The sequence below is a fragment of the Amycolatopsis sp. NPDC059021 genome (assembly GCF_042739895.1).
GTDB lineage: Bacteria > Actinomycetota > Actinomycetes > Mycobacteriales > Pseudonocardiaceae > Amycolatopsis.
Genome location: NZ_JBHYIQ010000175.1, coordinates 1 through 11969 on the forward strand (window position 1 = coordinate 1; position 11969 = coordinate 11969).

General features: G+C 68.3%; 9 protein-coding genes. All 9 read left to right on the forward strand.

The window, feature by feature from the left end:
- The first annotated feature begins 545 nt into the window (after positions 1 to 545).
- The 9 genes from ACFWX1_RS46785 (at position 546) to ACFWX1_RS46825 (ending at position 11922) form a co-directional block, all read left to right on the forward strand.
- Positions 546 to 1934: an alanine racemase gene (locus ACFWX1_RS46785; RefSeq protein WP_378396400.1), complete on the forward strand. Its 1389-nt coding sequence runs from the start codon at positions 546 to 548 to the stop codon at positions 1932 to 1934.
- 34 nt (positions 1935 to 1968) lie between these two features.
- On the forward strand, positions 1969 to 2946 hold the full coding sequence (locus ACFWX1_RS46790) for an ornithine cyclodeaminase (protein ID WP_378396401.1): 978 nt from the start codon (positions 1969 to 1971) through the stop codon (positions 2944 to 2946).
- 28 nt (positions 2947 to 2974) lie between these two features.
- On the forward strand, positions 2975 to 4111 hold the full coding sequence (hisC, locus tag ACFWX1_RS46795) for a histidinol-phosphate transaminase (RefSeq protein WP_378396402.1): 1137 nt from the start codon (positions 2975 to 2977) through the stop codon (positions 4109 to 4111).
- Positions 4108 to 5211, forward strand: coding sequence for a PLP-dependent cysteine synthase family protein (locus tag ACFWX1_RS46800; RefSeq protein ID WP_378396403.1), 1104 nt, complete (start codon positions 4108 to 4110; stop codon positions 5209 to 5211). The genes hisC and ACFWX1_RS46800 overlap by 4 nt, the downstream gene beginning before the upstream one ends.
- Positions 5212 to 5324: 113 nt before the next feature.
- Positions 5325 to 7037 carry an ABC transporter ATP-binding protein gene (locus tag ACFWX1_RS46805; RefSeq protein ID WP_378396404.1) on the forward strand — a complete coding sequence of 571 codons (1713 nt, stop codon included), beginning with the start codon at positions 5325 to 5327 and terminating at the stop codon, positions 7035 to 7037.
- Positions 7034 to 8854, forward strand: coding sequence for an ABC transporter ATP-binding protein (locus ACFWX1_RS46810; protein ID WP_378396405.1), 1821 nt, complete (start codon positions 7034 to 7036; stop codon positions 8852 to 8854). The genes ACFWX1_RS46805 and ACFWX1_RS46810 overlap by 4 nt, the downstream gene beginning before the upstream one ends.
- Positions 8855 to 8976: 122 nt before the next feature.
- On the forward strand, positions 8977 to 9975 hold the full coding sequence (locus ACFWX1_RS46815; RefSeq protein ID WP_378396406.1) for an ABC transporter substrate-binding protein: 999 nt from the start codon (positions 8977 to 8979) through the stop codon (positions 9973 to 9975).
- A gap of 61 nt (positions 9976 to 10036) precedes the next feature.
- A complete protein-coding gene (locus ACFWX1_RS46820; protein ID WP_378396407.1) occupies positions 10037 to 11089 on the forward strand; it encodes a FecCD family ABC transporter permease in 1053 nt (350 codons plus the stop codon).
- A complete protein-coding gene (locus tag ACFWX1_RS46825; protein WP_378396408.1) occupies positions 11089 to 11922 on the forward strand; it encodes an ABC transporter ATP-binding protein in 834 nt (277 codons plus the stop codon). The genes ACFWX1_RS46820 and ACFWX1_RS46825 overlap by 1 nt, the downstream gene beginning before the upstream one ends.
- Positions 11923 to 11969 lie beyond the last annotated feature (47 nt).

An 11969-nucleotide genomic window follows, 5' to 3' on the forward strand; every position in this document is an offset into this window, starting at 1 on the left:
CTTCACGGCACTCAGCGCCGCGAAGGCCCCCTTCACGGCACCACGCTCCACAAAGGACATACAGGCGGACTGTCCGGCCGCGGGGGCGATTTGGTATCACCATAATCCGGGAGAAACTGTGGGCGCCGTGTTTTCCGGATTTCGGGAGTCGTCGCCAAGCCGGCCGGGAACTCTTCGGGTGGCGGTTGGTGACGAAATATGTCGAGGTGGCAATATGGGAATGTGACAAATGGTTGACAAGCACCAAAGTGGGCCATAGTTTCGCGGTAGACGCATCGCTTCTGAGGGGAATGCCGGCCGGTTGCCCGGGTCGGCTCCTGGTGGAACTCGTGAACGCCGATTGCGTCAGCTGACTGGGAGGCACTCTTCGCAACCGGACGGCCCTGCGTTCCGGGATGTGGCACTGGCGGGATTCTGCGTGCACAAGTCCTGATCACCTTGCGTCCTCGGCGCAAGGTTGCGCGCGCCTGGCCCCTCCGGCAGGGGCGTGGTCTACACCACTATTGCAAATGATAACCATTTTCATGTATAAGTTTGGGGTGCTCATGCCGCGACCAGGGACTCCGCTGACCGGAGTCCGGCCCTTCCCGCTCACCGCCCTTCGGCATCCCACCGTCGCCACGCTCGTGGACGATCACCGGGCCCTGCTGGCCGACCTGCTGGACGGCCTGGGGTCCCCGCTGCATGTCGTGCTGCCGGAGGTCTTCGAGGAGAACATCACCGGCCTCCGGCGGGCGTTCGCCGAGACGGGCGCCGACGTCGACATCCTGTTCGCCAAGAAGGCGAACAAGGCCGGCTGCTTCGTCTCCTCGGCCGCTGCCCTCGGTGCCGGGATCGACGCCGCCAGCAGCGCCGAAGTGGTCAAAGCCTTGGCAGGCGGAGTACCCGGACACCGGATCGGCATCTCGGGCCCGGAGAAGGACGACACACTGCACGCGCTCGCCGTCCAGCACGACTGCCTGGTCGCCCTCGACTCGATCGGCGAACTCCGCAGGCTGGCCGCGACCGCGCGGCTCGCGCACCGGAAGGTCAGGGTGCTGGTGAGATCCCGGACAGAGGGTCAACCGGGAAGCCGCTTCGGCATGGCCGCCGCGGAGCGCGACGCGGCCGTCAGCCTGTGCGTGGAACTCGCCGACCACGTGAATCTCCGGGGATTTTCTTTTCACCTCAACGGTTATTCGCCCGGGGAACGCGCGATCGCGGCGAACGAGATGATCGAGCACTGCCTCGACGCCCGGCGGCGTGGTGCGCTGTCCGCCGGACTGGTCGACATCGGCGGCGGGTTACCGATGCGCTATGTCGAGCCGCGGCTCTGGGACGAATTCCTCCGGCAGAACGAGCCTGCCCACTACCACGGGACCAAGGCCGCCAGGGGTTTCTCCTTCTATCCGTACGGAGGGCATCCTCCCGCCGAGGCGGCGCGCATGATCATGAGCCACCCGGTGGACGGTGACGTGAGCCTGTCGGCGAAGGCGGCTCGCAACGACATCCGTTTCCTCGTCGAGCCCGGCCGGTCGTTGCTGGACCAGGCCGGATTCACCGTGTGCCGCGTGCAGCAGGTCGAAGACCGGCGGGACACCGACGGGTACGCGATCGTCACCGTCGCGGGCAACAGCCTCAGTCTGAGCGAACCGTGGTTCAACACCGACTACCTCCCGGACCCCTTGCTGATCTCCGCCCGGCCCGCCGCCGACGAGCTGTTCCCGGCCTGCGTCGCGGGTTCGACCTGTCTGGAAAACGACATGGTGACCTGGCGGAAGATCGGGTTCCCCCGGCCCGTGCGGCCCGGTGATCACCTGGTCTATTTCAACACCGCCGGCTATCACATGGACTTCCTCGAATCACGATTCCACGACACCGCGCTGCCGGTGAAAGCGGTTCTCCGGCTCGGCGACGGCGCGGAATCACCGCGCTGGCGGCTGGACGGAATCTGACCCCGCTTTCGAGAACAAAAGGAGAAAGTCTCGTATGTCACAGAGCTACGCCGCGCCTGGAGAGCTGTGGTTGTTACCGCAGTCGCAGCAAGAAGGCCTGGACTTCGACTACCGGCAGGTGCTCGAAGTCGTCGAACGGGCCTACCGCGCAGTGCGCGAAAACGGGTCGGACAGCCCGGTGAAAACCGTCATCGAGGACCCGGACGATCACTCGCTGAGTTATTCGATGGTGGCCAGGGACGCCAGTAGTGACACCGTGTGCTTCAAGGCCGTCTACGAGTTCGATCCGGCCCGCAAGCGGGACAGCTACCGGTTCCATTCGTTCATCTTCGTCGCCGACGACACCACCGGCGCGCCGATCGCGCTGATGGACGTGGTGAAACTCGGGCCGTTGCGGTCCTCGGCCACCAGCGCGTTGTTCGCCCGCGCGGCCTGCCCCGGCGCTCGCAGCGCGCTGGTCGTCGGCACCGGTGTCCAGGGGCAGATGGCCCTGCCGATGCTGGTCGCCGCGCTGCCGGAACTGGAGCGGCTGCAGGTGTTCGGCACCTATCCCGACGGTTTGCGCGCCGTTCAGGACAGTGTCGAAGGCCGCGAGGTCGAGATCGTGGACGACCTCCGGAAAGCCGCGGGCGAAGCGGACATCCTGATCGGCGCCTCCGGTCTGTCCGTGACGGAGGTGGTCCAGCGCGACTGGGTGAAACCGGGATCGATCTCCGTACTGCTCGGGTACGGCGTGCACGACGTGTTCCACGGCGCGGACTACCGGATCGCCACCAACGTCACCCAGATGCACGTCACCTGCGGCAAACTGCGCGCCGCGGACGGCAGCCTGCCCCCGGTGGACGCCGAACTGCCGGACATCCTGCTCGGCCGGGCGCAGGCCCGGCGCGATCCCGGCGACGTGGTCTTCGCCTACAACAGCGGTATGGCGGTCACCGACGCCGCGCTGGGCCGGTACATCGCGGATCTCGCGCTGGCGGCCGGGCGCGGGGAAAGGGTCGGCTTCTGGTGAGCACCGCGTTCCGGCGGGCGATCGTCCTATGAACCACGTCCTCGAACCGGCGACCTCGGCGTCCTTGGTGCGCCGGGAAGTGGCGGGCCTGCCCGCCTACGATCCCGGCGCCGACCCGGACGAAGTGGCCGCCCTCAGCGGCGCCCGCGTGATCAAGCTGTCCAACAACGAGAGCCCGTTCGGTGTCTCGCCCGCGGTCGCCGAGGCTGTGCGCCTGCGTTTGGCCGGCGTCTCCCGCTATCCCGACCCCACCGGCAAGCGGCTGGCCGAGGCCATCGGAAGGAGCCTGGCCGTGCCCGCCGGCCGCGTGGTGCTCGGCAACGGTTCGGAGAACATCCTGGAGCTGGTGTGCCAGGCCGTACTCGATCCGGGTGACCTGGTGACCACGCAGGCGCCGGGGTTCAGCCTGCACGAGATCTTCCCGCGCATGATGGGGGCACGGGTGGAAAAGGTCCCGGTCACCGCCGGGTTCGGGTTCGACGCGGCCGCCTGGGGTGACGCGCTGGCCGCGGGTCCGAAGCTCGTTTTCCTTGCCAACCCGTGCAATCCCACCGGCGCGATGCTCAGTGCCGGTGAACTGGAGCGCGTCGTGGCCGGCACCCCGGAGTCGGCCTTGCTGGTGCTCGACGAGGCGTACTGCGAGTTCGCCCGGCCCAACCCTGAGTACCCCGACGGGCTGGCGGTGCTGCGCGGGCAGGACCGGCCGTGGATCGTGTTGCGCACCTTTTCCAAGGCCTACGGCCTGGCGGGCATCCGGGTGGGGTACGGCATCGCCTCCGACGCCGCCCTGATCCAGGCGCTGGACCGGGTTCGCACGCCCTACAACGTCAACCAGCTGGCGCAGGACGCCGCCATCGCCGCGCTGGGGGACCGCGCGCACCTGGCGGAAACGGTGCGCCGCACCGGCCTGGAGCTCACCAGGGTCGCGGATCTGTTGCGCGGCAAGGGATTCCGCGTGGCGCCGTCCGCTGCCAACTTTCTGTTCATCGACACGGGCCGCCGCTCCGACCGGGTGGCCCGGGAGTTGCACCGCGCCGGGATCATCGTCAAGGCGTGGCGCGAACCGGGATACGAGAACTTCATCCGAGCCTCACTGTCGACCCCCGAAGACAACGACGTCTTCGTGCAGTGTCTGGCGGAGATCCGCGCGAAGGGAACGCGATGATCAAGGACAGGGTATCCGACCTGATCGGGCGGACGCCGTTGCTCAGGCTGGCGGTGCCGGAGGGGGCGGGAACCGTGCTGCTGAAGATGGAGCAGTACAACCCCACCGGCACCGCGAAGATCCGGATGGCCAGGAACATGGTGGACGAGGCCGAGGCGCAGGGGCTGCTCCTCCCCGGTGGGTGGCTGGTCGAGGCCACCTCGGGCAACACGGGGCTCGGCCTGGCGCTCATCGCCGCCGAGCGTGGCTACAGGTTCACCGCCGTGGTGGACAACCACTCCAGTGTGGACAAACTGCGCGGGATGCTCGCCTACGGCGCCGAGTTGCTCAACATCGCCGGAGGCGAGGAAGGACTCGCCACTGCCGAACGCTACGCCAGTGCTCGCCGGCTCGCGGCCGAGCAGGGCGCGTTCCTCACCGCGCAGGACAGCAATCCGGGGAATCCCAACGGCTACCGGCCCCTCGCCCTCGAACTCCACGAAGACCTGGGTGCGGACATCCACTACCTGTACGGCGCTGTCGGCACCGGTGGTTCGCTCTGCGGTACCGGCCGCGTTCTCCGGGAACTGGTCCCGGACCTGAAGATCATCGGTGTCGAGCCGGTGGGCTCCGTCAACTTCGGCGGGGACCAGGCGCCTTACCACCAGTCCGGCACCGGGACGCCGGAAGTCTCGGAGATCTGCGACGTCCTCGACTACGACGTGCTCGACGCGGGGATCAAGGTCAGTGATTCGGAGGCCTTCGAGACCTGTCGTTACCTGGCAAGGAACTTCGGCATCCTGATCGGCGGCTCGGCGGGCGGCGTGGTCTACAAGGCCTTGGAGCGGGCGCGGAGCGTCGGGCCCGAGACCACCATCGTCGTGCTGGTGTGCGACGGCGGTGAGCGGTACCTGGACACCGTGTTCAACGACGAGTGGATGGCGGCCAACGGGTTGTTCGACGCGCGGGTCGCCGACAGGCTCGCCTCGATGCTGCGGCACGCCCCGGCAGGCGGAATCAGGAAGCCGCCTGACGAATCCCGGTTACTCGCCGCGTTACCTGCCCACCAGGAAATGGCAGGGGCGGAACGTCATCGTTCCGGGCAAATCTCTCCACGCTGAAGGCCGCCGCGCTCACCGAGGTGAACGCCGGTCTCCACCGAGGGGATCGGTGGATTCGTTCGTAAGCGATACTTTGCGGAGGTGCGGCCGTGTGGTCGACGATCAGGTTGTTTGTGAGCTTGCGCCCGCGGGCCTGGCGGGGAATAGCCGGCCTCGTCCTGCTGACGTTGCTGGTGACGGCGACGTATGTCGGTCAGGGCTTGCTGATCGCGCGTTTGCTGTTCCGGGTCTTTTCCTCGGTTGATGCCGGCGGTCTGCTGGCGTCCCTGGCCCTGATCGGCCTGTTGCAGCTGGCGCGGGTCGTGCTGGTCGTGGTGCGGGACTGGTGGGCACCGCGGGTATCGGCGCGGGTGAAGGACGCGGTGCGCGAAGGGCTGACGCTGAAACTGCTGGAGATCGGGCCCGGCCAGGCGCAGCGGATGCGTACCGGTGATCTGCAGTCGACGCTGGTGGACTCGGTGGAACTGCTCGACCCGCTGCTGGGGCGGTTCGTCCCCACCGTGGTGGCGTCCGTGCTGGGGTCCTGCCTCGCTTCGGTGTACGTGATAGCGGTCGACCCGGTGGTGGGCCTCGTGGTGCTCGTGTGTGCTCTGCTGGCGCCGCTGTCCAAGTTGTTCGGGGAACAGGCGATCAGGGAACGGGGCAGCCGCTGGATGGTGTCCTACCGGGGCATGTACTCCGAGAGCCTGGACGCCGTGCAGGGAATGGGGACGCTCAAGGCGTTCAACGCCAGTGGCAGGCGCGGCCGGGAACTGGTCGAGCGTGGTGAGGCGTTCTGCCGGGACTCCATCGGCCTGATGGTGGTGTGGTGCGGTACCTCGAGCGTCGCGGCGTTGATGGTGCCGATCGGCACGACGGCCGCGGTGGCTCTGGGTGCCTGGCACGCGGCCACCGGCGTGGTGAGTGTCGCGGGACTGTTCACGATTCTGATGCTGACCCGCGAAACCTTCCGGCCCATGCAGGAGCTGGAGGGGGCCTACCACGCGGCGTACTACGCCATCCCGGCAGGCCAGGCGATCGCCGACGTACTGCGCCTGGAACCGCGGGTGCCGGACACCGCGACCACGGCCCCCGCCCTGCGGCGGAATCCTCCCGGCCTGGAGTTCCGCGATCTCCGGTTCCGCTATCCGACCCGTAGCGCACCGGCGCTGGACGGGTTCGGGCTGGTGGTCTCGCCGGGTGAACGGGTGGCCATCGTCGGCCGTTCCGGAGCGGGCAAGAGCACCGTGCTCGGGCTGCTGATGCGGTACTTCGACGCCGAGGCGGGCTCCATCCGCGTCGACGGCCGTGACATCCGCGAGTTCCCGTTGGCCGAGCTGCGATCGCTGGTCGGCGTCGTGGCACAGGACACCTATCTGTTCCACGGCACGGTCCGGGAGAACCTGCTGCTCGCGAAACCCGGGGCCACCGACGAGGAGATCGATCGCGCGGTGACCGCCGCGCAGGCGGCGGACTTCATCGCCCGCCTGCCCCATGGCTTCGAGACGATCGTCGGCGAACGCGGCCTCAAACTGTCCGGCGGTGAGCGGCAGCGCATCGCGATTGCTCGTGCCCTGCTCAAGGACGCTCCCGTACTCGTGCTCGACGAACCGACGTCGAGCATCGACGCCGCCAACGAAGCGGAGATCACGCAGGCTCTCGGTGACCTGACGCGCGGCCGGACGACGGTCGTGATCGCGCACCGGCTGTCCACGGTGCGCGACGCCGACCGGATCGTGGTGATGGACTCCGGCCGGGTGGTCGAATGCGGCAGCCATCCGGATCTCGTGGCACGCAAGGGCTTCTACGCGGAACTCGTCGCGACCCAGACAGGAGTGTCGGTATGACTTCGACCACCTACGGCCACGGTCACAGCCACGGCCACAGCCAGAGCGGCGCGCCGGCGCCTGCCCGGTCGCTGGTCACCAGGCTGCGGAGCCTGATGCCCTTGCTCGGCGAGCACCGCCGGCTCATCACGGTGGCCTACCTGGCCGGTGTGCTGCACCAACTGCTCCTGCTCACCTCGTCCGGGATCGGTGCGTACGTGGTGGCGCGGGCGGCCGCGGGCACTTCGCTCGACCAGCTCACCGGCTGGCTGATCGCGCTCGGCTGCTTGATCGTGCCGCTGGTCTTCATGAGCATCGCCGACAGCACCTACGCCCATGTCGCCGCTTTCCGCGCGCTGGCCGACACCCGGGCCAAGGTGTTCGCCGCCTTCGAACGGCTCTCGCCCGGGTACATGCTCGAACGGCGTTCCGGCGACCTCGGCTCGGCCGCCGTCTCCGACGTGGAGCAGATCGAGCTGTTCTTCGCCCATACGCTCAGCCCGCTTGCCGTCGCGTCGACCGTTCCGGTGGCCACCACCGTCGCGCTGGGCTGGTTCCACTGGTCACTGGCCTGCGTGCTGGCTCCGGTCCTGCTGCTGCTCGCCTCGGTCCCGGCATGGTTGCGGCGTCAGGCCGAACTGCACGGAGACGAGCTGCGCGACTCCCTCGGCCGGATGAGCGCCGACAGCACCGACACCTTCCAGGGGCTGCGCGAGCTGGTGAACTTCGGTGCACACGCCCAGCGGCTCGGGCTGTTGCGCAACCAGAGCGTCCGGCTGGCCAAAGCGAAGTCCGGGCACGGACGACGCAGCGGCATCGAGTACGCCGCCACGGACACCATCGCGCTCTTGGGCATGCTCGCGGTGCTCGTCCTCGGCGCGCGGCTCGTCATCGCGGGCGAACTCGACCGCTCGCTCTTCCCGGTCGCTGTCGTGCTCGCCGCGATGGCGATGCTGCCGGTGCTGAAGGTGACCGAGGTCGCGCGCGAGCTGTCCATTGTGGCGTCCTCGGCCGACCGCATCACCACGCTGCTCGACGCGCCGGCCCCGGTCACGGACCTGGTCAGCCGGGCGCCGGCGGGCCCGATCGTGCCGCATGTCCGCTTCGACGCCGTCACTTTCGCCTATCGCAACGATCTGCGGCCCGCCGTGTGCGAGGTCGGCTTCGAGATCCGTCCCGGCGAGACCGTCGCGCTGGTGGGCCATTCCGGTGCGGGGAAATCGACCTGCGCCAACCTGCTGCTGCGGTTCTGGGACGTCACCGCCGGATCGGTTTCCGTTGGCGGGCACGACGTTCGCGACTTCCCCCAGGAAGATCTCCGCCGTCTCATGACCTTGGTGCCGCAGGACACCTTCCTGTTCAACACCAGCCTGCGCGAAAACATCCGGCTCGGTCGCGCCGACGCCTCCGACGAGGAGGTCGAGGCTGCCGCGCGGGCCGCGCAGGCCCACGAGTTCATCACGACGCTGCCGGACGGGTACGACACCGTCGCGGGCGAACTCGGCGCGCTCATGTCCGGCGGGCAGCGGCAACGGATCGCGATCGCGCGGGCCCTGCTGAAGGACGCGCCGATCCTCGTCATGGACGAGGCGGTGTCGAACCTCGACGCCGCCAGCGAGCAGGCGGTCACCCGGGCGATGGAGGAAGCCAGGCACGGCCGCACGACCCTCGTCATCGCCCACCGCCTCTCCACCATCCGGACCGCCGACCGGATCGTCGTCGTCTCCGGCGGACGCGTCGCCGAAACCGGGACCCACGAAGAACTTCTCGCCCTCAATGGCGCCTACGTCGAACTACTCGCCTCACAACTCGAAGGATTCGCCGGGCAGGCTTCCTGACCGGCATCACCAGGAGCAGTTCGTCGAGGCGGCAAGTCTCCTGGCTCCGCCGCAAGCCCTTCTGTACGCGCATGCTGACTGCTAAGGTCTGGTTAGTGAAAACGAAAACGATTATCACTGCATTGTTCTCTGTTGCCGTGTTCGCGCTGGCGGGTTGCGCCGGCGACAGAACCTCCGGCGCGAGCAGGCAGGAAAAGGCGGCGGGGGAGGGCACCACGGCCTACCCGTTCACCATCAAGAACTGCGGCACCGACGTCACCTACAAGGCCGCGCCGCAGCGAGTCGTCACGCTGAACCAGACCGCCGCCGAGATCCTCATCCACTTGGGAGTGGGCGACCGGATCGCCGGATCGGGCTACGAGATCGACAAGATGCCGGACGAGATCGCCGGGCAGTACGGAAAGATCCCGATCCTGTCCGCGCGCGGACAGCAGATCAAGCACGAGAAGGTGCTGGAAGCGCAGCCGGACTTCGTCTACGGCTCTTTCGCGAGCTTCTTCACTCCGGAGCAGTCCGGCGCGCGGGAGCAGTTCCACAACCTGGGCGTGCCGACCTACCTGTCCGAGTTCGACTGCACCTATCACCAGAGTGTGGCCGGTGCCGGCTTCAAGCTGATGTACGAGGAATACCGCAGGCTGGCCAAGATCTTCGACGTGCCCGCCGCGGGGGAGAAGCTGGTGGCCGAGCAGCAGGCCGTGGTGGACAAGGCGCTGGGCTCCGCCGGGAAACGGAACCGTCCGCTGAAGGTGATGTGGTTCTACTCCACCCTTGCGGGCACCCCGTGGGCAGCGGGTCCCGGCGGACTGCCGCAGCACATCTCCGAACTCCTCGGGGTCGAGAACATCTTCAAGGACGCGTCGGCCAAATGGGCCGAGGTGAGCTGGGACGAGGTCGCCGCCCGGAATCCCGACGTCATCATCCTGGCCGATCTGGCCAGGGGCGAGCCCAACGACACCGCGCGGGAGAAGATCGACCTGCTCAAGAAGGACCCCCTCGCCGGCAAGCTCGGCGCGGTGACAGGCGACCGGTTCATCACCATTCCCGGCCGCTACATGGATCCTGGCTACGGCAGCGTGTACGCGGTTCCCGCGGTTGCCGAAGGCCTGAACAGGCTTCGGTGAGCGACCTACCGCCATGACGACGAGTTCAGACAGGACTGCCACGCGTACCCCGAATCCGGTCGTGGGGCGCGAAACGACTCCGGTGCGCCCGCGGCGTGCCCGGACGGTGGTGCTCTTCTTCTTCGCGGTGGCCGGGTTGTTCGTGTCGATCCTCGCGGCGTCCCTGTTCGGAACCGCGAACATCGGCCCCGTCGATGTCCTCTCCACGATCATGCGGCACATCGGCCTGGGCGGGATCGCCCCCGCCCCGTCCTTGCCGGGATTGCTGGACGCCCTGATCTGGGAGTCCCGTCTCCCGCGTGTGCTGCTGGCCGCCGCCGTCGGCACGGCACTGGCGGTTTCGGGCACGGTCCTGCAGGCGGTCACCAGGAATCCGCTGGCCGATCCTTACCTGCTGGGCGTCTCCTCCGGCGCGTCCACCGGCGCGGTGGCCGTGCTCCTGCTGGGTGTCGGCGGAAGCGCCCTTTCCCTGTCGAGCGGAGCTTTTCTCGGCGGCCTGGCCTCCTTCGTCGTGCTGCTGGTCCTGCTCGGCGGGGGCCGCGTCGCCACCCCCGCACGCGTGGTGCTCACCGGCGTCGTCGTGTCCCAGTTCTTCGCCGCGGTCACCTCGGTCATCCTCATGGTCAGCGGGGACGCCAACTCCACCCGTGGCTTCACCTACTGGCTGCTCGGCACTCTCGCCGGCGCCCGGTGGCAGACGGTGACCGTCACCGTCGTGATCATCCTGACCGGAGTACTCGCCGTCCTGTTCTTCGCGCCCGCCCTCGACGCCTTCACGTTCGGCTGGGACTCCGCCGCCGCGCTGGGGATCAATGTCACCGCGGCCCGCGTCTGGCTGATGGTGCTGACCTCGGTCATCACGGCGACCGCCGTGGCGGCCTCGGGCGCGATCGGCTTCATCGGGCTGCTCATCCCGCACGCCGTCCGCATCCTGGCGAGCCCGATGCACCGCTCCCTGCTTCCCCTGGCCGCGATCGCGGGCGCCGTCTTCCTCATCTGGGTGGACACGTTCGCCCGCACCGCGTTCTCGCCCCACGAGTTGCCCGCGGGTGTCATCACCGCGCTTCTCGGCGCACCCGCCTTCGCCCTTGTCCTGAAGCGTCTGGGGTCCTGATGGGTCGCATCACCGCCACCGGACTCTCCTGGTCGGTCAACGGCCATCGGCTGCTGGACACCGTCGACGTGGCGGCCGAGGACGGGAAGATCGTCGGGATCCTCGGCCCCAACGGCTCGGGGAAGTCCACGCTGCTGCGTCTGCTCGCCGGATTGCGCAGGCCCGACACCGGAGCCGTCCGCTACGACGACACCAGCCTCCGAGACCTCGGCCGCCGGGTGCTCGCCCGGCGGCTCGCCGTGGTCGAACAGGACGTGTCCGCCCACAACCACGTCAGTGTCCGCCAGGTCGTGGAGCTCGGGCGCATCCCTTTCCGGGGCCGCTTCGGCGCACTGACCGAGCACGATCGGCGGATCGTCGACGCGGCACTGGAACGGGTCGACGTCGCCGGCAAACAGCACCGGAGCTGGCACACGCTCTCCGGGGGAGAGAAACAACGCACCCAGCTCGCCCGTGCCCTAGCCCAGGAGCCCCGCGAGATCCTCCTCGACGAACCCACGAACCACCTCGACATCCGTCACCAGCTCGAACTCCTCGATCTGCTGGGCACACTGGACGTCACCTGCGTCGTCGCCCTGCACGACCTCAACCTCGCCGCCCGCTACTGCGACCACATCGTCATCCTCGAGCGCGGACACGTGGTCGACGCGGGCACCCCCGAGACCGTGCTGACCGCCGAGCTCATCGAGTCGGTCTACGGCGTCGACGCGCTCATCGACCGCGAACCCACGACGGGCGTTCTCCGGGTCACTTACCTGACTGCCACGGCCGGGAAGGCAAAACTGGAGGGAGTGTTCCAAGATCGGTGTTTCCGGCCCGACACGCCGGGCTGAGGTCCGGCGGGATGGGCACTGTGAGTGATGACATCGGACCTTGTGAG

Excerpts from the sequence above, each read along its gene's own strand:
- ACFWX1_RS46810 (WP_378396405.1), top strand. The coding sequence starts at position 7,034 with ATGACTTCGACCACCTACGGCCACGGTCACAGCCACGGCCACAGCCAG.
- ACFWX1_RS46825 (WP_378396408.1), top strand. The coding sequence starts at position 11,089 with ATGGGTCGCATCACCGCCACCGGACTCTCCTGGTCGGTCAACGGCCAT.
- ACFWX1_RS46800 (WP_378396403.1), top strand. The coding sequence starts at position 4,108 with ATGATCAAGGACAGGGTATCCGACCTGATCGGGCGGACGCCGTTGCTC.
- ACFWX1_RS46785 (WP_378396400.1), top strand. The coding sequence starts at position 546 with ATGCCGCGACCAGGGACTCCGCTGACCGGAGTCCGGCCCTTCCCGCTC.
- hisC (WP_378396402.1), top strand. The coding sequence starts at position 2,975 with ATGAACCACGTCCTCGAACCGGCGACCTCGGCGTCCTTGGTGCGCCGG.
- ACFWX1_RS46790 (WP_378396401.1), top strand. The coding sequence starts at position 1,969 with ATGTCACAGAGCTACGCCGCGCCTGGAGAGCTGTGGTTGTTACCGCAG.